This window comes from Streptomyces sp. NPDC001108 (assembly GCF_053598535.1).
Window position 1 is genome coordinate 64,036 of the sequence record NZ_JBSFKL010000011.1, and the last position, 20,180, is coordinate 84,215.

Annotated in this window: 20 protein-coding genes and 5 tRNA genes; 18 read left to right on the forward strand and 7 right to left on the reverse strand. The window is 71.1% G+C overall.

What is annotated here, in order from left to right:
* Positions 1 to 2 precede the first annotated feature (2 nt).
* Complete coding sequence (locus tag ACWC97_RS23700) at positions 3 to 3,767, reverse strand: nitrate- and nitrite sensing domain-containing protein (RefSeq protein ID WP_450651435.1); 3,765 nt, start codon at positions 3,765 to 3,767, stop codon at positions 3 to 5.
* Positions 3,768 to 4,352: 585 nt separating this feature from the next.
* On the opposite strand from ACWC97_RS23700, the gene ACWC97_RS23705 reads away from it, so the two are divergent.
* The 9 genes from ACWC97_RS23705 (at position 4,353) to ACWC97_RS23745 (ending at position 8,388) form a co-directional block, all read left to right on the forward strand.
* Positions 4,353 to 4,541, forward strand: coding sequence for a hypothetical protein (locus ACWC97_RS23705; RefSeq protein ID WP_352276465.1), 189 nt, complete (start codon positions 4,353 to 4,355; stop codon positions 4,539 to 4,541).
* Between the two features lie 142 nt (positions 4,542 to 4,683).
* A complete protein-coding gene (locus tag ACWC97_RS23710) occupies positions 4,684 to 5,460 on the forward strand; it encodes a fumarylacetoacetate hydrolase family protein (RefSeq protein ID WP_352276253.1) in 777 nt (258 codons plus the stop codon).
* A complete protein-coding gene (gene gltX / locus ACWC97_RS23715) occupies positions 5,453 to 6,925 on the forward strand; it encodes a glutamate--tRNA ligase (RefSeq protein ID WP_352276255.1) in 1,473 nt (490 codons plus the stop codon). Before ACWC97_RS23710 ends, gltX begins: the two co-directional genes overlap by 8 nt.
* Before the next feature lie 169 nt (positions 6,926 to 7,094).
* A complete protein-coding gene (locus ACWC97_RS23720) occupies positions 7,095 to 7,814 on the forward strand; it encodes an HAD family hydrolase (protein ID WP_450651437.1) in 720 nt (239 codons plus the stop codon).
* 87 nt (positions 7,815 to 7,901) lie between these two features.
* A tRNA-Gln gene (locus tag ACWC97_RS23725) sits at positions 7,902 to 7,973 on the forward strand.
* Between the two features lie 26 nt (positions 7,974 to 7,999).
* Positions 8,000 to 8,072: transfer RNA gene (locus ACWC97_RS23730), tRNA-Glu, on the forward strand.
* Positions 8,073 to 8,132: 60 nt separating this feature from the next.
* Positions 8,133 to 8,205 (forward strand) — tRNA-Glu (locus tag ACWC97_RS23735).
* A gap of 12 nt (positions 8,206 to 8,217) precedes the next feature.
* Positions 8,218 to 8,289: transfer RNA gene (locus tag ACWC97_RS23740), tRNA-Gln, on the forward strand.
* A gap of 26 nt (positions 8,290 to 8,315) precedes the next feature.
* Positions 8,316 to 8,388 (forward strand) — tRNA-Glu (locus ACWC97_RS23745).
* A gap of 78 nt (positions 8,389 to 8,466) precedes the next feature.
* On the opposite strand, the gene ACWC97_RS23750 is transcribed toward ACWC97_RS23745, so the two are convergent.
* Positions 8,467 to 9,108 carry a MerR family transcriptional regulator gene (locus tag ACWC97_RS23750; RefSeq protein WP_352276259.1) on the reverse strand — a complete coding sequence of 214 codons (642 nt, stop codon included), beginning with the start codon at positions 9,106 to 9,108 and terminating at the stop codon, positions 8,467 to 8,469.
* A 90-nt stretch (positions 9,109 to 9,198) separates the two neighbouring features.
* On the opposite strand from ACWC97_RS23750, the gene ACWC97_RS23755 reads away from it, so the two are divergent.
* Complete coding sequence (locus ACWC97_RS23755) at positions 9,199 to 9,696, forward strand: DUF4188 domain-containing protein (RefSeq protein ID WP_385211838.1); 498 nt, start codon at positions 9,199 to 9,201, stop codon at positions 9,694 to 9,696.
* A 73-nt stretch (positions 9,697 to 9,769) separates the two neighbouring features.
* Here ACWC97_RS23755 and ndgR read toward each other — a convergent pair whose 3' ends face one another.
* Positions 9,770 to 10,486 (reverse strand): IclR family transcriptional regulator NdgR, encoded by a 717-nt coding sequence (gene ndgR, locus ACWC97_RS23760; RefSeq protein ID WP_030928691.1) that lies wholly within the window; start codon positions 10,484 to 10,486, stop codon positions 9,770 to 9,772.
* A gap of 174 nt (positions 10,487 to 10,660) precedes the next feature.
* Here ndgR and leuC point away from each other — a divergent pair, with 174 nt between their 5' ends.
* The 4 genes from leuC (at position 10,661) to ACWC97_RS23780 (ending at position 13,825) form a co-directional block, all read left to right on the forward strand.
* On the forward strand, positions 10,661 to 12,085 hold the full coding sequence (leuC, locus tag ACWC97_RS23765) for a 3-isopropylmalate dehydratase large subunit (RefSeq protein ID WP_385211840.1): 1,425 nt from the start codon (positions 10,661 to 10,663) through the stop codon (positions 12,083 to 12,085).
* Positions 12,086 to 12,090: 5 nt separating this feature from the next.
* Positions 12,091 to 12,684, forward strand: a complete 594-nt coding sequence (gene leuD, locus ACWC97_RS23770; protein WP_450651440.1) for a 3-isopropylmalate dehydratase small subunit — start codon at positions 12,091 to 12,093, stop codon at positions 12,682 to 12,684.
* A gap of 104 nt (positions 12,685 to 12,788) precedes the next feature.
* Positions 12,789 to 13,016: an SCO5555 family protein gene (locus ACWC97_RS23775; RefSeq protein WP_352276266.1), complete on the forward strand. Its 228-nt coding sequence runs from the start codon at positions 12,789 to 12,791 to the stop codon at positions 13,014 to 13,016.
* Between the two features lie 143 nt (positions 13,017 to 13,159).
* Complete coding sequence (locus tag ACWC97_RS23780; RefSeq protein WP_352276268.1) at positions 13,160 to 13,825, forward strand: HU family DNA-binding protein; 666 nt, start codon at positions 13,160 to 13,162, stop codon at positions 13,823 to 13,825.
* Between the two features lie 152 nt (positions 13,826 to 13,977).
* On the opposite strand, the gene ACWC97_RS23785 is transcribed toward ACWC97_RS23780, so the two are convergent.
* A complete protein-coding gene (locus ACWC97_RS23785; protein ID WP_352276269.1) occupies positions 13,978 to 14,181 on the reverse strand; it encodes a hypothetical protein in 204 nt (67 codons plus the stop codon).
* A 10-nt stretch (positions 14,182 to 14,191) separates the two neighbouring features.
* Entirely contained in the window at positions 14,192 to 14,809 is a 618-nt protein-coding gene (gene cofC, locus ACWC97_RS23790) for a 2-phospho-L-lactate guanylyltransferase (RefSeq protein WP_352276270.1), read from the reverse strand.
* 252 nt (positions 14,810 to 15,061) lie between these two features.
* Here cofC and ACWC97_RS23795 point away from each other — a divergent pair, with 252 nt between their 5' ends.
* The 3 genes from ACWC97_RS23795 (at position 15,062) to ACWC97_RS23805 (ending at position 18,097) form a co-directional block, all read left to right on the forward strand.
* The gene (locus ACWC97_RS23795) at positions 15,062 to 15,814 is read left to right on the forward strand and encodes a lysophospholipid acyltransferase family protein (RefSeq protein WP_352276271.1); all 753 of its coding nucleotides are present in this window, start codon (positions 15,062 to 15,064) and stop codon (positions 15,812 to 15,814) included.
* Entirely contained in the window at positions 15,811 to 16,821 is a 1,011-nt protein-coding gene (locus ACWC97_RS23800; protein WP_385211846.1) for an NAD(P)H-dependent glycerol-3-phosphate dehydrogenase, read from the forward strand. Before ACWC97_RS23795 ends, ACWC97_RS23800 begins: the two co-directional genes overlap by 4 nt.
* A gap of 118 nt (positions 16,822 to 16,939) precedes the next feature.
* On the forward strand, positions 16,940 to 18,097 hold the full coding sequence (locus ACWC97_RS23805) for a D-alanine--D-alanine ligase family protein (protein ID WP_450651444.1): 1,158 nt from the start codon (positions 16,940 to 16,942) through the stop codon (positions 18,095 to 18,097).
* A 46-nt stretch (positions 18,098 to 18,143) separates the two neighbouring features.
* Here the strand turns inward: ACWC97_RS23805 and ACWC97_RS23810 are convergent, their stop codons facing one another.
* The gene (locus tag ACWC97_RS23810) at positions 18,144 to 18,629 is read right to left on the reverse strand and encodes a DUF3515 domain-containing protein (RefSeq protein WP_392280285.1); all 486 of its coding nucleotides are present in this window, start codon (positions 18,627 to 18,629) and stop codon (positions 18,144 to 18,146) included.
* Positions 18,630 to 18,649: 20 nt separating this feature from the next.
* Positions 18,650 to 18,883, reverse strand: a complete 234-nt coding sequence (locus tag ACWC97_RS23815; RefSeq protein WP_352276276.1) for an Lrp/AsnC family transcriptional regulator — start codon at positions 18,881 to 18,883, stop codon at positions 18,650 to 18,652.
* A gap of 320 nt (positions 18,884 to 19,203) precedes the next feature.
* Between ACWC97_RS23815 and ACWC97_RS23820 the strand changes: the two genes are divergently transcribed.
* The gene (locus tag ACWC97_RS23820; protein WP_352276277.1) at positions 19,204 to 20,172 is read left to right on the forward strand and encodes a thiamine-phosphate kinase; all 969 of its coding nucleotides are present in this window, start codon (positions 19,204 to 19,206) and stop codon (positions 20,170 to 20,172) included.
* The last annotated feature ends 8 nt before the right edge of the window (positions 20,173 to 20,180 follow it).

Here is a 20,180-nt window from a genome sequence, read left to right on the forward strand (position 1 = left end):
AACTAACGCTCCTGCTGGTGAGTGGGGCCGAGTGGGAAACTGCCGGTCGACTGGCTGTTGGCCTGCCGCCCCTGCTGGATGCCCCGGCGGAGATTGGTCAACCGCCCGCGCACGTCGTCGGGGGCGCGTGACACCTGCGGACCGGACTGATGGTTCTGCTGCTGAGCGGTTCCCGGCACCAGGTTGGCGCGGGGCACTCGACGCGGCAGTCCGGAAGTGGTGATTCCGCCTGCCGCGGGCTTCTTGACCCGCTCCGCCTGCCGTACGAGTTCGTCGTTGGGCGAGGGGCGCCAGGAACTTGCGGGGGTGCTGCCCGTGTCGCCACCACCGGCCGGGGCACCGGGAGTCGGGGACTCCGGGGCCTGCCGGCGGGGGAGGGACGCGGGCTCCTGCGGCTCGGCGGCGGGCGGCTGCTGACCGCCGTGCTGCTGGCCGCCCTGCTGGTTCTGCTGCGGGCCGTGGAACCAGTTGGTCTCCAGGGTGTCGTACAGCGGCGTACGACCGTCCCCGGGGCCTGCGGCGGGCAGCGCCTCGGGCTGCGGCTGCTGGGGCGGCACCGGGCGGTACGGGCCGTCACCGGCCGGCGGGCGCGGTGCGCCGAAGTCGTTGCCCGGGGTCTGCTGGGCCGGGGCGGGGAAGCCCTGGTCCTGCGCCCGGACGGGCTGCGGCTGCCCGAAGTCCGGGCGGGCGAACTGCGCGGTGCTCGCCGGGTCCTGGGCCGGGAAGTCCTGCGGGGCCTGGGCCTGCGGGACGTGCGGCTGCGGAGCCGGGGCGGAGAAGTCCGGGCGGGCGAACTCGGCGGTGGCGCCGGGGCCCTGCTGCTCGTCCAGCGACGGACGCGGAGCGAACTGCGGGTCCACCGGCCGCTGGAACTGTCCGGTGTCCGGGCGCTGGAACTGGCCGGTGGCCTCGGGCTCCTCGTGGCCGCGCGGGGCGTCCAGCGCTCCACGCGCCGGGTCCTCGGCACCCCAACTGGTGGTCTGCGGACGCTGCGGTACGGGGTAGCCGCCGGTCGCCGGCCCCTGGGAGGGGGCACCGGGCAGCTCGGCGCGCGGACCGCCGACGGGCGGCAGCTGGCGCTCGGGGCCGCCCTGGCCGGGCTGCTGGAAGCCGCCGGGACCGGCGGGGTTCTGCCGGGCCTGCTGCGGCTGCGACTGCCAGGCGGCGCCGTCGTTCTGGCGGTCCTGGACCTGACGCTTCTCGCTGAACAGGTCCGGGCGGCCGCCCGGCTCCTGACGGCCCGGACCGTCGCCCTGACCGCGGGCACCGAGCCGGGCGCCGTTGCCGAAGGCGCCCGCGAGACCGCCGCCGTGGCGCTGCGGCTCGGGACGGGACGCGTCCTGGGGGCCGGTCCCGGCCGCGGGGAACCCGGCGTCCTGCCGGCCCTGCGGCTGGCGCGGACCACCGTCGCGGGAGGGCAGCGCGGCACGGGGCGCGGAGCCCGCGCCGACCTGGCCGCGCGCTCCGGCCTGGCCCGGGGCCAGACGGCCCGCCGGGCCCGCGGGAGCGGCGCCGAGACCGGGGCGCGAGCCACCGGCCGCACCCGCCTGGCCGCCGCCGAGCAGACCGCCCGGAGCACCGGCCTGCTGGCCCGGGGCCGGCTTGGGCGCGGGCTGCTTGCCGCCGTGCGCGACGTCGACGGGCAGCATGACCAGCGCGGTCGTACCGCCGGAGTCGGAGGGCCGCAGCTGGATCCGGATGCCGTGACGCAGCGAGAGGCGGCCGACCACGAACAGACCCATGCGGCGGGAGACCGAGACGTCCACGGTGGGCGGCGAGGCGAGCCGCTCGTTGATCGCGGCCAGGTCCTCCGGCGAGAGTCCGATACCGGTGTCGTGGATCTCGACCAGCACGCGGCCGTCGGGCAGCGCGTGACCCGTGACCCGCACCTTGGTCTGCGGCGAGGAGAACGACGTGGCGTTCTCCAGCAGCTCGGCGAGCAGGTGGACGAGGTCGTTGACGACCCGGCCGGCGACCTCGGTGGCGGGCACCGCGGCCAGTTCGATGCGCTCGTACTGCTCCACCTCGGAGGCGGCGGCACGGAGCACGTCGACCAGCGGGACGGGGCGGGTCCACCGGCGGCCCGGCTCCTCGCCCGCGAGGACGAGGAGGTTCTCGCCGTTCCGGCGCATACGGGTCGCGAGGTGGTCGAGCTTGAAGAGCGAGGAGAGCTGGTCCGGGTCGGCCTCGCGCGACTCCAGCTCGGAGATGAGCGAGAGCTGGCGCTGGATGAGGCCCTGGCTGCGGCGCGAGAGGTTGGTGAACATCGCGTTGACGTTGCCCCGGAGGAGGGCCTGCTCGGCGGCGAGGCGGACGGCCTCGCGGTGCACGTCGTCGAAGGCCGCGGCCACCTGGCCGATCTCGTCCCGGGAGTGCACACCGACCGACTCGACCGAGGTGTCCACGTCCTGCGGGTCGGTCTCGGAGAGCTGCTTGACGAGCTCGGGCAGCCGGTCCTGGGCGACCCGGGTGGCGGTGTCCTGGAGGCGGCGCAGCGAACGGATCATCGACCGGGCGACGACGAAGGCCCCGACCAGCGAGACACCGAGGACGAGCAGGATGAGCGCACCGCTGATGATGGCTTCGCGCTTCGACTCGTTGCGGAGCTCGCGGGCCTTGCCCTCCATGTCACCGAGGAGGGTCTCCTCGATGGTCGTCATCGCCCCGATCTTGGTGGAGCTCTGGTCGTACCAGTCGAGGTAGGAGCGGCGCGCGGTGCCCTCCATGCCCGTGGGGCTGTCCAGCACCTTCTTCGCGTAGGTGGTGGCGGCCTTGATCTCCGGGTTGCCCTCGTCGAGCGTGGCGGTCAGCTCGTCGGCGTCGTTGCCGGTGGCCGCGTACACGGACTTGAAGGAGCTGAGCGCCGACTGCTCCTTGCCGAGCGCGGACTTGCCGAACTGCTTGTCGTTCGGGTCGAGGTGCGGCTGCTTGTCGTTGCCGCCGGGCAGGGCCGCGGCGATGATCGCCCGCTGGACCGAGGCGTACTCCTTGGCGGAGGAGAAGGCCGCCAGGGCACGCGTCCGCTTGATCATCTCCGAGTTGCTGGTCGCCTGCGCCATGTCCTGGGAGAGGCTCAGCAGCGAGGAGATGAGCTGGCTGTACTGGTCGACGGTCTGGAGGCTCGGGGAGCCCTTGGCGTACGCCGTCTTGCGGATGTCGCGGATGTTGGCCAGCTGGCGCGCGATCTGGGCGGCGCTGGCGGAGATGCCTTCGAGCGCCTCGTCGCCGGAGGGGTCGCCGATGTCGTTGGTGGCGTCGAGGAAGGCCGTCTTCGCCCGGTCGGTCTTCTTCCGGGGGTCGGTGACCTTGAAGTCGTCGGCCTTCACGCCGTTGGACAGCGGACCGGCCGAGCGGTCGCGCTCGTCCTGGAGCGCCTGGGCCAGCGCGGTCGCCTGCGTCGTCAGCCTGGTCAGCAGCTGCATGTGGTCCAGCTGCTGGATGTCGTTCATCGACTCGTTGATCCGCAGACCGCCGAGCGCGGTCGCGGCGACCACGGGGAGGGCGAGCAGGGAGACCAGACGGGTGCTGATGCGCCAGTTGCGCAGCGCGACGCGCGAGCCGCTGCCGACGGGGGCCTGGGCCTTGGGCGAGGAGACCGCGTCGGTGTCGTCGCTCTCCGCGGCGGGGCGCTGATCGCGGTCGCCGCCGTCGGGGGTCCCGGCCGGCCCGGCGTTCTGGGCGTGCTGTGCCGAGGGACCGCGGTCGGTCCCGCCGTGCGGCTCCTGCTCCGCCGCAGCGCTGCCATCCCTCTTGAAACGTCCCTGCACTAGCGTCGCAACCTCTGGACCAGGCGTCCCGCCCGCGCGATGCGGTGGGACGGTGTCGGCGTTGTGGGGCGTCCGTACCTGCCCCATGGTGGTCGTGAGTGACCGGCGCCCTCTTCCCCTTTCCGCCGCCACTCGGCGCTCTGTCGCGCCCCCTGCGCGCCGGTTTGAAACCCGCGGCGGTGCGTGGAATTCCAGCACAGTGCCGGACCTCCAACAAGGGCCTGGTGTCTCACAGTGACATGAGTGACGCTTTGTGATTGGCGAGTGACAAGCCGTGGAGCTTGATCATGCATAAAACGGTCAATAAGGAGCGAATTTTTAAGTTTCGACTTGTGTCCCAGTCGCCATGGTCGGGAGTGGAATAGATGATTCAGTGGCGGAATGTCCCTTTCTGTTGGCGTGATCGACCGCCGGGAATGGGTGGATTGTCCGCCCGGTCGTGAGCAAACTCACACAATGATCGTTGTCTCTTCCGGGCATCCGCCGGGAATTGGATGTTTAGCCTGACGCTTTACTGGGATGGCACAACCGACCATCGGCGCCCCCTCGCGGGCGGCGCCCGTACCGACAGGGTCCGAACGGCAGATGAAGACGACGATGACGTTCCGCAACATTGCCAACCCCCGCCGCACCACGCTGGCGCACCTCAAGGACGCCGGCGAGCTGCGGGCGCCGGAGCGGCCGGAACACGCCGTCGAGCTGCCGGGCCAGACCGCCAACCCGCGCCGCACCATCCTCATGGAGGCCCCGGTCGCCGCCGCGCCCGTCGAGTAGCGCGGACCCCGCCCTTCCCGGCCGTCCCCCTCGCCGTGCCCGCGTCCGCCCCGCTCGAAATCGGGGCAATCCCCGCCGGGCAACGCGTTAGCCTGGAGCGTCAGTCTTCAGCCAGCAAGCGAGTGAGGGGCGACAGCATCCCGTGCGCATCGCCAGGTTCTCCATCGACGGCAATGTCGCGTTCGGCGCCGTCGAGGGCGAGGGGCCCGATGGCCTCGTCCTCGACATCATCAAGGGCATCCCGTACGCCGAGTTCGAGCTCTCCGGCACCAAGGTCCCGCTGAGCAAGGTCCGCCTCCTGCCGCCCGTGCTCCCCAACAAGGTCGTGGCCATCGGCCGCAACTACGCGGAGCACGCCGCGGAGCTCGGCAATGAGGTGCCCGAGGTCCCCGTCGCCTTCTTCAAGCCCACCACCTCGGTGATCGGCTCCGGCGACGCGATCGAGTACCCCTCCTTCTCGAACGAGCTGCACCACGAGGCCGAACTGGCCGTGGTCATCGGCCGCATGTGCCGGGAGGTCCCGCGCGAGCGCGTGAAGGACGTCATCCTCGGTTACACCTGCGCCAACGACGTCACCGCCCGTGACGTCCAGAAGCGCGAGAAGCAGTGGGCCAGGGCCAAGGGCTTCGACACCTCCTGCCCGCTCGGCCCCTGGGTGGAGACCGACCTCGACCCCAGTGACGTCACCATCCAGGCGACGGTCAACGGCGAGCAACGCCAACTGGGCCGCACGAGCGACATGATCCGCTCGGTCGAGGACCTGGTCGTCCACATCACGGAAGCCATGACGCTGCTCCCGGGCGACGTGATCCTCACCGGCACCCCCGCAGGGGTCGGACCCCTCCATGTCGGCGACGAGGTCGCCGTCACCATCGAAGGCATCGGCACTCTCACCAACAAGGTGATCAAGCGTGGCTAACGCACCTGTACGCGTCCGTTTCTGTCCCTCGCCGACCGGCAACCCCCACGTGGGCCTGGTCCGCACCGCCCTGTTCAACTGGGCCTTCGCCCGGCACCACGGCGGCACCCTGGTCTTCCGCATCGAGGACACGGACGCCGCCCGTGACTCCGAGGAGTCGTACAACCAGCTCCTGGACTCCATGCGCTGGCTCGGCTTCGACTGGGACGAGGGCCCCGAGGTCGGCGGCCCGCACGCCCCGTACCGCCAGTCGCAGCGGATGGACATCTACAAGGACGTCGCCGACAAGCTGCTCGCCGGCGGGTACGCGTACCACTGCTACTGCACCACCGAGGAGCTCGACACCCGCCGCGACGCCGCCCGCGCCGCCGGGAAGCCGTCCGGCTACGACGGCCACTGCCGCGAGCTGAGCGCCGAGCAGATCGCCGCGTACGAGGCCGAGGGCCGCACCTCCATCGTCCGCTTCCGGATGCCCGACGAGCCGCTCACCTTCACCGACCTGGTCCGCGGCGAGCTGACCTTTCAGCCGGAGAACGTGCCGGACTACGGCATCGTCCGCGCCAACGGAGCCCCGCTCTACACGCTCGTCAACCCGGTCGACGACGCCCTGATGGAGATCACCCACGTCCTGCGCGGCGAGGACCTGCTCTCCTCCACCCCGCGCCAGCTCGCCCTCTACAAGGCGCTCATCGAGCTGGGCATCGCCAAGGACACCCCCGCCTTCGGCCACCTGCCGTACGTGATGGGCGAGGGCAACAAGAAGCTCTCCAAGCGCGACCCGCAGGCCTCGCTCAACCTCTACCGCGAGCGCGGCTTCGTGCCCGAGGGGCTGCTGAACTACCTCTCCCTGCTGGGCTGGTCGATCGCCGAGGACCGGGACATCTTCTCCGTCGAGGAGATGGTGGCCGCCTTCGACATCAAGGACGTCAACGCCAACCCGGCGCGCTTCGACCTGAAGAAGTGCGAGCACGTCAACGCCGAGCACATCCGCCGGATGGACGTGAAGGCGTTCACCGAGGCGTGCGGCCCCTGGTTGCAGGCCCCGTTCGCCCCCTGGGCCCCGGAGAACTTCGACGCGGCGCGGTTCGCGGAGATCGCCCCGCACGCCCAGACCCGGGTCACGGTCCTCTCGGACATCACGGCCAACGTCGACTTCCTCTTCCTGGACGAGCCGGCGACGGACGAGGCGTCCTGGAACAAGGCGATGAAGGAGGGCTCCGACGCCCTCCTGGTCACCGCCCGCGCCAAGCTGGCCGGCGCCGAGTGGAACGCGGACGCCCTGAAGAACGCCATCCTCGTCGCGGGCGAGGAGCACGGCCTGAAGCTCGGCAAGGCCCAGGCCCCGGTCCGGGTCGCGGTCACCGGCCGCACGATCGGCCTGCCGCTCTTCGAGTCCCTGGAGATCCTGGGCCGAGAGAAGACCCTGGCCCGCATCGACGCGGCCCTGGCCAAGCTCGCCGCGTAAGGATTCCCGGCCATGCCCCGAGGGGGCGGCCCCGGTTCACCCCGGGACCGCCCCCTCGCGGCGTTCCGGGGCGGCCGGGAAGCCCCGGAACGCCGGGCGGCACCGGAGGCCGGCGATCCGCCCCGGCGGAGCCCTCCCGCGTCCGGTGCGGGACCGCTAGCCTGGCCGCATGGTCATCCGAGCCGTGCTCTGGGACATCGACGACACGATCTTCGACTACACCCGGGCCGACCACGTCGGCCTGCGCAGTCAGCTCGAACAGGAGGGCCTGCCCGACGGATACGTCACCGTCGAGCAGGCCCTCCTGGCCTGGCGGACGATCACCGAGGCGCAGTGGGCCCGGTTCGCCGCCGGGGAGGTCGGCTTCCACGAGCAGCGCCGGGACCGGGTCAGGGAGTTCGTCTCGCGGCCGCTGACGGACCCGGAGGCCGACGAGTGGTTCGCCCGGCACGCGAGCCACTACGAGGCCGCCTGGGAGCTCTTCCCGGACGTGCTGCCCGTGCTGGACCTGCTGGCCGACGGGTACCGGCACGCGGTGCTCTCGAACTCCAGCATCCTCAACCAGGACCACAAGCTGCGCGTGCTCGGCGTGCGGGACCGCTTCGAGGCCGTGGTGTGCGCCGTGGAGCTCGGCATCTCCAAGCCCGAGGCCGGCGCCTTCCACGCCGCCTGCGAGGAGCTGGGCCTCGAACCGGGGGAGGTCGCGTACGTCGGCGACGAGCCGGACATCGACGCCGCCGGGGCGGTCGCCGCCGGGCTGCGGGGCATCTGGCTGGACCGGAAGGAGCGGGGCGGACGGCCCGAACTCCTCCGTATCGAGCGGCTCGACCAGCTGCCCCGGCTGCTGCTCGCCGATACCCGTTTTGGAGCGCCGGACACCTTCGGGTAATGTTCTTTCTGCGCCGCCCGGGCGGGACGAAAAGTCCGAACGGGAAGCGCAGCAGGAACAAAGACCCCGCAAGGGGTTGCGTTCCAGTGGGCTATGGTGTAATTGGCAACACTACGGTTTCTGGTACCGTCATTCTAGGTTCGAGTCCTGGTAGCCCAGCGCAGAAATGCAACAAGTAGTAACAAGCCCCCGTTGTGTAGCGGCCTAGCACGCTGCCCTCTCACGGCAGTAGCGCCGGTTCGAATCCGGTCGGGGGTACAGATCCTTCCCGCGAGATCACCTGGGTCGCACCCACGATCTCGATGCAGGATCGCTAGGGCCCCCGTTGTGTAGCGGCCTAGCACGCTGCCCTCTCACGGCAGTAGCGCCGGTTCGAATCCGGTCGGGGGTACTGGTAACACCATGGGCTATGGTGTAATTGGCAACACTACGGTTTCTGGTACCGTCATTCTAGGTTCGAGTCCTGGTAGCCCAGCGCAGAAATGCAACAAGTAGTAACAAGCCCCCGTTGTGTAGCGGCCTAGCACGCTGCCCTCTCACGGCAGTAGCGCCGGTTCGAATCCGGTCGGGGGTACAACAGAGAAACAGTCAAAGGCCCTTCGCTTCGGCGGAGGGCCTTTCTGCTGCGCCGGGCGCCGGGGCGCCCGGCCGGTCAGAGGCCGTAGCGCCGGGCCGACTCCTCCTCCTGCGCCATCCTGCGCAGCGCCATCAGCAGCGGCTCGTACAGCACGATCGAGGCGACCGCCGCCTCCACCTGCTCCGCCTCCGTCGGATACGTCTCCATCATGTCCAGGTCCTGGACGGCGACTTGGTGCATCAGGCGGGCGTGCTCGGTGAGGTAGTCCACGTCACAGGGGTAGCCGAGGCGGATCAGGGTCGCCACTGAGGACACCAGGGCGCGGTACGCGGGGGAGAGGGTGCCGATCTCCTGCGAGGTGGCCCAGCCGAGCCCCTCCAGGAGCTGCTCCACGGCCTTGCGGGCGGCCACCGTCTCCGGGGCCTCCTCGTCGGCGTCCGGGCCGTTCGGGAGCGCCCAGAGTGCCGCGCCCAGCCTGATCGTCCGGCCCAGGGAGTCGTCGTCGACATGGGAGAGGACCTCGCGCGCCGTGGCCACCGGGAGGCGCCCCACCTGGATCAGGGCCCGTACGAGGCGCAGCCGGCGCAGATGGCTCTCGTCGTACTCGGCCTGCGTGGCGGTGATCCGGAGGCCGGGGTGCACCAGCCCCTCCCGCAGGTAGTACTTGATCGTCGCGGTGCTGACCCCGCTCCGTTCGCTCAGTTCCGAGAGCCGCATGTGCCGTGCCTTCCCTTGCGCCATCCCTTGGGCAGTGGCACTATCCAATCATTGGATAGCGTCACTCTCCAACGAAGCAGGGGGCTGATCGTGTTCACGAAACCGATTGCGGGACGGACCACCGCCGCGGCCGAGGGGGAGGTGGTGGTGCTGCTGATAGGGATGCGGATCAACCACTTCCGGGGCGTGCGCCACTGGGTGCCGGTGTTCGCCGCGATGGTGCGCATGCTGCGGGAGTTGGGGCGGAACAAGGAGCGCGGGCTCCTGGGGTACACGCTGCTGACCGGCTCGCCGCGGACGTACTACGTCGTCCAGTACTGGGAGTCGAAGGAGAAGCTGTACGCGTACGCGAGCGCGCCGGACATGTTCCACCGGCGGGCGTGGGCGGCGATGAACCGCAAGGAGCACAAGTCCCGGCAGCACGTGGGGCTCTGGCACGAGACGTACATAGTCCCCGAGGGCGGCTACGAGGCGATCTACGCGGACATGCCCGCGTACGGCCTCGCGCGGGCGACGGGGGTGCTGCCGATCGAGGGGCGGGGGCGCAGGGCCGCGGACCGGCTCGCGCACCGCTCGGGCGCGAAGTAGCAAGAAGGGGCGGGCGCCGGGAAGAAGGCCGCCACGACGCTGGGGCGGCCGGGGAAGGGGAGGGCGCGGCGGGTCAGCCGTTGCGGCGCAGGGCCTCGCTGAGCCGGGCCGCCGAGTCGATGACCGCCTGGGCGTGCATCCGGCCCGGGTGCCGCGTCAGCCGCTCGATCGGTCCGGAGACCGAGACGGCGGCGACCACCCGGTTGGACGGGCCGCGCACCGGCGCCGAGACGGAGGCCACGCCCGGCTCGCGCTCGCCGATCGACTGGGCCCAGCCGCGGCGCCGTACGCCCGAGAGGGCCGTGGCCGTGAAGCGGGCGCCCTGGAGGCCGCGGTGCAGGCGCTCCGGCTCCTCCCAGGCCATCAGGATCTGGGCCGAGGAGCCGGCCTTCATGGTGAGCGTGGAGCCGACCGGCACCGTGTCCCGCAGACCGGACAGCCGCTCCGCCGCCGCCACGCAGATGCGCATGTCACCCTGTCTGCGGTAGAGCTGCGCGCTCTCGCCGGTGATGTCGCGGAGGTGGGTGAGCACCGGGCCCGCCGTGGCCAGCAGGCGGTCCTCGCCCGCCGCCGCCGCGAGCTCCGCCAGCCTGGGGCCGAGGATGAACCGGCCCTGCATGTCCCTGGCCACCATCCGGTGGTGTTCCAGCGCCACCGCCAGCCGGTGGGCCGTGGGCCGGGCCAGCCCCGTCGCCGCGACCAGCCCGGCGAGAGTGGCCGGACCGGACTCCAGGGCGCTCAATACCAGAGCTGCCTTGTCGAGAACGCCTACGCCGCTAGAGTTGTCCATACGACGATACTCCCGTCTCACTCTGTGAAACGCAAGTTCAATTATCGGCGGAAGTTGCGAACCTGGGGAAGCGGCCGCACAACGGCCCGCAGCCGTCGCCCCGCCCGGGGGGCCGGACGGTGGCGCACCGAATCTCTAGTTGAGCCGGCGAAGACGCCGGCCGGAGGGAAAGCGATGGGTAGGACACTCGCGGAGAAGGTCTGGGACGACCATGTCGTCCGGCGCGCCGAAGGCGAGCCCGATCTCCTCTTCATCGATCTGCACCTGCTGCACGAGGTGACCAGCCCCCAGGCCTTCGACGGCCTCCGGCAGGCCGGACGGCCGGTGCGGCGCCTCGACCTCACCATCGCCACCGAGGACCACAACACCCCGACCATCGACATCGACAAGCCGATCGCCGACCCGGTCTCCCGCGCCCAGTTGGAGACCCTGCGCAAGAACTGCGCGGAGTTCGGCGTGCGGCTGCACCCGCTGGGCGACGTCGAGCAGGGCGTCGTGCACGTGGTCGGCCCGCAGCTGGGGCTGACCCAGCCCGGCACCACCGTCGTCTGCGGCGACTCCCACACGTCCACGCACGGCGCCTTCGGCGCGCTGGCGTTCGGCATCGGCACCAGCCAGGTCGAGCACGTGCTGGCCACCCAGACGCTGCCGCTGGCCCGCCCGAAGACCATGGCGATCACCGTCGACGGCGAGCTGCCCGACGGCGTCTCGGCCAAGGACCTGATCCTCGCGGTCATCGCCCGGATCGGCACCGGCGGCGGCCAGGGCTACATCCTGGAGTACCGGGGCGCGGCCATCGAGAAGCTCTCGATGGAGGCCCGGATGACCGTCTGCAACATGTCGATCGAGGCCGGCGCCCGCGCGGGCATGATCGCCCCGGACGAGACCACCTTCGCCTACCTGAAGGACCGGGACCACGCCCCGCGGGGCGAGGACTGGGACGCCGCCGTCGCGTACTGGAAGACGCTGCGCACCGACGACGACGCGGTCTTCGACGCCGAGGTCGTCATCGACGCCGCAGAGCTGGCCCCGTTCGTCACCTGGGGCACCAACCCCGGCCAGGGCGCCCCGCTGTCGGCCAACGTCCCCGACCCCGCTTCGTACGAGGACGCCTCGGAGCGCACCGCCGCCGAAAAGGCCCTGGAGTACATGGGGTTGACCGCCGGGCAGCCGCTGCGCGAGATCGCCGTGGACACCGTCTTCGTAGGCTCCTGCACCAACGGCCGGATCGAGGACCTGCGCAACGCGGCCGCCGTCGTGGAGGGCCGCAAAGTCGCCGACGGGGTACGGATGCTGGTCGTCCCGGGCTCCGTCCGGGTCGCCCTCCAGGCCGTCGAGGAGGGCCTGGACAAGGTCTTCACCGCCGCGGGCGCCGAATGGCGGCACGCCGGCTGCTCGATGTGCCTCGGCATGAACCCGGACCAGCTGGCCCCCGGCGAGCGCTCCGCCTCCACCTCGAACCGCAACTTCGAGGGCCGGCAGGGCAAGGGCGGCCGCACCCACCTGGTCTCCCCGCAGGTGGCCGCCGCCACCGCCGTGCTGGGCCACCTGGCCTCGCCCGCCGACCTGTCCGACGTCCGCACCCCCGCCGGAGTCTGAGAACCATGGAAGCTTTCACCACGCACACCGGCCGGGCCGTCCCGCTGCGCCGCAGCAACGTCGACACCGACCAGATCATCCCCGCCCACTGGCTGAAAAAGGTCACCCGGGACGGCTTCGAGGACGGACTCTTCGAGGCCTGGCGCAAGGACCCGGACTTCGTCCTCAACCACCCCGAGCGGGCGGGTGCGACGGTCCTGGTCGCCGGGCCCGACTTCGGCACCGGCTCGTCCCGCGAGCACGCCGTGTGGGCGCTGCAGAACTACGGCTTCAAGGCCGTGATCTCCTCCCGGTTCGCCGACATCTTCCGCGGCAACTCGCTGAAGAACGGGCTGCTGACCGTGGTCCTGGACCAGTCGGTGGTGGACGCGCTCTGGGAGCTGACCGAGGCCGATCCCACGGCCGGGATCACCGTCGACCTGGAGGCCCGCCAGGTCCGCGCGGAGGGCGTCACCGTCGACTTCGAGCTCGACGAGAACTCCCGCTGGCGACTGCTGAACGGCCTGGACGACATCAGCCTCACCCTTCAGAACGAAGCGGACATCGCGGCTTACGAGGCGGCCAGGCCGACCTTCAAACCGCGTACAATTCAAGCCTGAGCAGCACGTTTCCCGGACTGCGCCCCCTGCCATCTGGTAGGGGGCGCAGTCGCTTGTTGAGACCCTGTCGGGCGACAACTCGCCCCAGATGGCACAATCGGTGCATGGGACGCGACAGCCAACTCAAGCTTTACGGCCAAGTCGCCGACCGATTGAAGGAAGCGCACACAGTCGTGCGTGAACTGCAAGTCCCGGAGGGCGTACGGATGGCGCTCTCCCGGAAGCTGTTGGCCATCACGGCCGCGGCTAAGCACGATCTCCCGGGCGCGGCAAGGCGTCTGGACCGGTTGATGAAGGACCTCGATGAGGGCCGATTCCCCGAAGGTGACTGACTCTGCGGAACTGCGCAGCAGTCGACTTCGTTGCGGCACTAGGGTGATTAGCCCGTTTCGTGTTTGATTTGCGGTATATATCTGCCTAACGTGCGAAAACGCTTGAACACATTCGTTCTGGCAATGTCTCCGAAGGGGAAGACGTGAACAAGGCGCAGCTCGTAGAAGCGATTGCCGACAAGCTCGGAGGCCGTCAGCAGGCCGCCGACGCCGTCGACGCGGTGCTCGACGCGATGGTCCGTGCGGTTGTCGCGGGTGACCGGGTCTCGGTCACCGGCTTCGGCTCGTTCGAGAAGGTCGACCGCCCGGCCCGCTACGCCCGTAACCCGCAGACGGGTGAGCGCGTGCGGGTCAAGAAGACCTCGGTCCCCCGCTTCCGCGCGGGTCAGGGCTTCAAGGACCTGGTGAGCGGCTCGAAGAAGCTCCCCAAGAACGACGTGGCCGTCAAGAAGGCGCCCAAGGGCAGCCTCTCGGGCGGTTCTTCCACGCGTACGACCGCCAAGGCCGCGGCCAAGAAGGCCACCGCCAAGAAGGCCACGGCGAAGAAGGCGACGGCGAAGAAGGCCACCACCGCGGCGAAGACCACGGCGGCGAAGAAGACCACCGCCAAGAAGACCACGGCCGCCGCGGCGAAGAAGGCGACGGCGAAGAAGACCACCGCTGCCGCGGCGAAGAAGGCCACGACCGCGAAGAAGGCCGTCGCCGCCAAGACCGCCCCCGCCAAGAAGGCGACGGCGAAGAAGGCGCCCGCGAAGAAGACCACCGCGCGCAAGACCACGGCGAAGAAGGCCACCGCGCGCAAGAAGTGAGGCCGAGCAGCGCACGGTCTTTCTCACACGCGCCGGGCCGGGTTCCCTTCGGGGAGCCCGGCCCGCGGGCCGTTACGGGGGTGCGGGGCACGGGCCGCAGGGCCCCCGGTCTCCGGCCGCCAAAGCCGCGGCCTGTGCTCGGAAGGCCGCGCTCAGAAGGTCTGCAGCGTCACCAGGGTGATCCGCAGGGCCGCGCCCTCGCCGGTGCCCTCGATGCGCACCCGCTGCCCCGGACGCAGCAGCCTCAGCCCGCCGGCGTCGAAGGCGCGGGCGTCGAAGTCCACCGGCGTGCCGTCGTCGAGCAGCACGCTGCCGCAACGGGTCTCGGGGTCGTAGGTGTACGAGGTGGCCTGCATGGGCGCCAGCCTAACGGTCCGGGGCGGCGGCCGCCGCTGACCGGTGCTCCGCCGTGTACGCCCCCACCCCCAGTGCCGTCGCGGCCCGCAGATCGTCGCCGGTGTCCACGTCCTGGCGCACCGAATCGATGCCCGGCAGGTCGATTTCCACCGCCCCGGAGCCCAGATGGCGGGCGCGTGACGGGCCGCCGAAAGCCGGGCGCAATTCCACCCCGGGGGCGGCCGAAAGAAATGTTGTCCCGATTCCTGCCGCATCGGTCACAAATGCGCGGGGGAATTTCGCGGAAAAATCGAGGACCCGGGCCAATTCATCGGCGCGCAGCGCGGGCAGGTCCGCGTTGAGTGCGGCGACCGCGGCCCGGGGCCGGCCGGCCCGTACGGTCCGCTCGCCGTGCGCGAGCGCGGCGTTGAGCCCGCGGCCGGGGACGTCGGGGACGACCCGCGCCCCGAGCGCGGTGAGCGCGGTCCCGGCCCGGGGATCGTCCGTGACCACCACCACATCCAGCACCGCCGGGCAGGACAGCGCGGCGGCCACGGTGTCCCGGGCGAAGGCGAGGGCGAGTCGGGGGCGCAGCACCGGTCCGACCGCGGCGGCCAGCCTGCTCTTGGCCAGGGCCAGCGGCTTCAACGGGACGACCAGGGACCAGGACCCGGTCGGGTCGGTGTTCGTGGCGATCTCCCCCTCGGTGGGCTTCGCCGCCTATTCTCGCCTGCCGACGCGGGAACGCGGAGGAGCGGGGAGTCGGTCCGCACCCGGGGAGGCGGTCCGGAAAGCGGGGCGTACGGTGTTCTCGACAGAGCAGGGGCCTGGGGCGAGACTTGACCCTCGGTAGCCAGGCAGAGATCAAGTTCTTGGAAGTCCCTAGAGGAAGGTGTCCGAGTGTCCCGCCGCAGAATCGGCTTCTGGTACCGCCTGGCGGCGGTCATCGCAAAACCGCCGCTGGTGGTTCTGTTCAAGCGTGACTGGCGGGGGACGGAACACATTCCGGCCGACGGCGGATTCATCACCGCGGTCAACCACAACTCCTATCTGGACCCGCTTTCCTACGGCCACTTCCAGTACAACACCGGCCGGGTGCCCCGGCTCCTCGCCAAGGCCGGCCTTTTCAAGACCCCCTTTGTCGGAATGATGCTGCGCGGCACCGGACAGATCCCGGTGTACCGCGAGTCGACCAACGCGCTGGACGCCTTCCGGGCGGCCGTCGACGCCATCGAGCGCGGCGAGTGCGTCGCCTTCTACCCCGAGGGCACGCTCACCCGCGACCCCGACATGTGGCCGATGGCCGGCAAGACCGGCGCCGCCCGCGTCGCGCTGATGACGAAGGCCCCGGTCATCCCCGTCGCGCAGTGGGGCGCCAACCTGGCCATGCCCCCGTACGCCAAGGAGCACAAGCTCCGGCTGTTCCCCCGCAAGACCCTTCAGGTGCAGGCCGGACCGCCCGTGGACCTCTCCCGGTTCTACGACGAGGAGCCCACGCCCGAGGTCCTGCGGGAGGCGACCGAGGTCATCATGGCCGCGATCACCGAGCAACTGGAGATCGTGCGGGGCGAGAAGGCCCCCGAGCACCCCTACGACCACCGCAAGGCCCGCGCGGAGCAGCGGCGCAAGGCCGAAGGAGAGGGACGCAAGTGACGCAGCCCGTGAAGGCCGCCGTCTTCGGAACCGGTTCCTGGGGTACCGCCTTCGGCATGGTCCTCGCCGACGCCGGCTGCGAGGTCACCCTCTGGGGCCGCCGCGCCGAGCTCGCCGAGGCCGTCAACACGACCCGGACCAACCCGGACTACCTGCCGGGGATCGAGCTCCCGGCCTCGGTCCGGGCCACCACGGACGCCGTCGAGGCGCTGGACGGCGCCGACTTCGTCGTGTTCGTGGTGCCCTCGCAGACGCTGCGCGCCAACCTCGCCGAGTGGTCCCGGCACATCGCCCCCGACACCGTGCTCGTCTCCATGATGAAGGGCGTCGAACTCGGCACCGCGAAGCGGATGAGCGAGGTCATCGAGGAGGTCGCCGGGATCCCCTCGGACCGGATCGCCGTCATCACCGGCCCCAACCTCGCCCGGGAGGTCGCCGAACGCCGCCCCGCGGCCGCCGTCGTCGCCTGCCCGGACGAGGCCGTCGCCCAGCGTCTCCAGGCCGCCTGCCACACCTCCTACTTCCGCCCGTACACCAACACCGACGTGGTCGGCTGCGAACTCGGCGGCGCGGTGAAGAACGTGATCGGTCTCGCGGTCGGCATCGCCGACGGCATGGGCCTCGGCGACAACGCCAAGGGCTCGCTGATCACCCGGGGCCTCGCCGAGACGACCCGGCTCGGCCTCGCCATGGGCGCCGACCCGCTGACCTTCTCCGGACTCGCGGGCCTGGGCGACCTGGTGGCCACCTGCTCCTCCCCGCTCTCGCGCAACCACACCTTCGGCACCAACCTGGGCAAGGGCATGACGCTCCAGGAGACCATCGCCGTCACCAAGCAGACCGCCGAGGGCGTCAAGTCCTGCCAGTCGGTGCTCGATCTGGCCCGGCGGCACGGCGTCGACATGCCGATCACCGAGACGGTCGTCGGTATCGTCCACGAGGGCAAACCCCCGATGGTCGCGCTGGGCGAGCTGATGTCGCGCAGCGCCAAGCCCGAGCGGCGCTGAGCCGTCCGGCCCCGGATCGGGCCGGACACGACCGGAGCGGTGAACGTCCGGGGCCACCGCTCCGGGCCGACCCGGCGACGCTGACGCGCGAGGTACCAGCAGGTACGCTCAACCCGATATGAGCAGCGAGAACCTCCCCCAGAGCCCGGAGCGGCAGCTCCGCAAGCCGCGCGTGGCCGTCGTGTTCGGCGGCCGCAGTTCCGAACACGGCATCTCCGTCGTCACGGCCGGCGCCGTCCTGAACGCCATCGACCGGACCAAGTACGACGTCCTGCCGATCGGTATCACGGCCGACGGACGCTGGGCGCTCACCGCCGACGAGCCCGAACGCATGGCCATCACGGACCGGACGATGCCGGACGTGGCCCAGCTCGCCGACTCCGCCGAGGGGGTCGTGGCGCTCTCCGCCGACCCCCGCAGCCGCGAGGTGACGTACACCGAGCCCGGCTCCGTCCCCAAGGCGCTCGGCGAGGTCGACGTCGTCTTCCCCGTACTGCACGGCCCGTACGGGGAGGACGGCACGCTCCAGGGCCTGCTCGAACTCTCCGGTGTGCCCTACGTCGGCGCCGGCGTGCTCGCCTCGGCCGTCGGCCAGGACAAGGAGTACATGAAGCGGGTCTTCACCTCCTTCGGACTGCCGGTCGGCCCCTACCTGGTGGTCCGGCCCCGCGAGTGGGAGAACGACCCCTCCGGTGCCCGCAGGCGCATCATGGACTTCGCCGGTGAGCACGGCTGGCCGCTCTTCGTGAAGCCCGCGCGGGCCGGTTCGTCGATCGGCATCACCAATGTCGACGACCCGGCCGGGCTCGACGAGGCGATCGAGGAGGCCCGCCGCCACGACCCCAAGTTCCTGATCGAGTCGCTGCTGCGGGGCCGCGAGATCGAGTGCGGGGTGCTGGAGTTCGAGGACGGGCCGCGCGCCAGCGTGCCCGCCGAGATCCCGCCGGTGACCTCGCACGAGTTCTACGACTTCGAGGCCAAGTACATCGACTCGGCCCCCGGCCTCGTGCCCGCCCCGCTCACCGAGGAGCAGACCGCCGAGGTCCAGCGGCTCGCGATCGAAGCCTTCGAGGCCACCTCCTGCGAGGGGCTGGTCCGGGCCGACTTCTTCCTCACCGAGGACGGCACGTTCGTGATCAACGAGGTCAACACCCTGCCCGGCTTCACCCCGATCTCCATGTACCCGCGGATGTGGCAGGAGAGCGGCGTGAGCTACCAGGAGCTGGTGGACCGGCTGATCCAGGCCGCGCTGCGCCGCCCGACCGGCCTGCGCTGACCTTCCCGGGGCGGGGTCCGGCGCTGTTGCGGCGCCGGACCCCGCCCTACAGCCCGGGAACCGTCCTGCTGATGGGCGCGCCGAACGCGGCCAGCGGGCTCGCGTCGTGCGCGTACGCCGCCGAGAGCGTGACCTCCACGTACGCCTTGCGGTAGGTCGTCGTGAACCGCGGGCCACCGTCCTTCGACCGCTCCAGCAGCCAGTTGACGCCGTTCGCCTCGGTGCCCTTCGCCATGGGGTCGTCCATCTTCGCGGGCCGGGGGACGCCGCAGCGCAGTACGATCTCCCCGTCCCCCCATTCGGCGGTCAGTTCGGACTTCGGTCCGGCGTCACCGCGGTCGAGTCCGGCAACGGTCCTCGGCAGCTCCTCGTGGAGTGCGCGGCAGTACGCCGCGGCCTGCGCGGAGGGTGTGGGAACCGTGATCGACCCCGCGGCGTCCGTCGAGGAACAGCCCGCCGCGGCCAGCAGCGAAGCGGCCACGGCCAGGCCGGGGAGCACGGGACGGCGGAGGAACCGGCGCGATGAGGTCACCGGCCCAGCGTAGACGGGGACTACAGATGGACGACCGGGCAGGTCAGGGTTCGGGTGATGCCCTCCACCTGCTGGACCTTGGCGACCACCATGCGGCCCAGCTCGTCGACCGTGTCGGCCTTGGCGCGGACGATCACGTCGTAGGGGCCGGTGACGTCCTCTGCCTGCATCACTCCCGGAACTCGGGAGATGGTCTCGGCGACGGTCGACGCCTTGCCCACCTCGGTCTGAATAAGGATGTACGCCTGTACCACGGAACCTCCAGGGCGGCCACGAGGATCATGCGGGGGAAGAAAGGGACGCCACGTTATCGCGTCACCGCGTGCCACGGGGAGACCTGGGATGCGTTGACGTCCACCGCGTGGCGCGTACCGCACACAGGTTGACGTGTCTTCCGACACTACCGACAGCAGGGACGGTCCGCGACCGCTGGCACGGCGGTCCGGAAGGGGCACGGGGATGACCAGGGCGGGCGGGGCGGACCGCTCCCGGCGGCGGCCGGCCGCGCCCCGGCACCCCGGCCGCCGAAGCAGCCGGACGAGGGTCCGGCGCTACAGATGAGAGGTGAGACTCGGTGAAGGGAACCGTGGGCGAGTTGGGGGAGTTCGGGCTCATCAGGGAGCTCACGTCCCGGCTCACCACCACTCCGGCGGTACGGCTCGGCCCCGGCGACGACGCCGCGGTCGTGACCGCTCCCGACCGCAGGGTCGTGGCCAGTACGGACATCCTGTTGGAGGGGCGGCACTTCCGCCGCGACTGGTCGACCGCGTACGACGTCGGCCGCAAGGCCGCCGCCCAGAACCTCGCCGACATCGCCGCCATGGGCGCGGTGCCCACCGCGCTGCTGCTCGGCCTGGTCGTCCCGGCCGAACTCCCGGTCACCTGGGCCGGGGAGCTGATGGACGGCATCCGCGACGAGTGCCAGGTCGCGGGCGCGGCCGTGGTCGGCGGGGACGTGGTGCGGGGCGACACGATCACCGTCTCGATCACCGCGCTGGGCGACCTGCGCAACCACGAACCGGTCACCCGGGCCGGCGCCCAGCCCGGCGACGTCGTCGCCGTCACCGGCTGGCTCGGCTGGTCCGCCGCCGGGTACGCCGTCCTCTCCCGGGGCTTCCGCTCGCCGCGCGCCTTCGTCGAGGCCCACCGCCGCCCCGAACCGCCCTACCACGCGGGCCCCGCGGCCGCCGGGCTCGGCGCCACCGCCATGACGGACGTGAGCGACGGGCTCGTCGCCGACCTCGGGCACATCGCCGAGGCCAGCAAGGTCCGGATCGACCTGAGGGCCGGGCTCATCGACATCCCCTCCCAGATGTCCGACATCGGGCAGGCCGTCGGCGTCGACCCGCTCCAGTGGGTACTGACCGGCGGCGAGGACCACGCGATCGTCGCCACCTTCCCGCCGGACGTGAAGCTGCCCGCCCGCTGGAAGGTGATCGGCGAGGTCCTCAATCCCTCCGCGCTGCCGCAGGTCACGGTCGACGGGGCACCGTGGACCAGCAAGGGCTGGGACCACTTCGGGGACATCGAGGACGCCCAGTAGATTGCGGC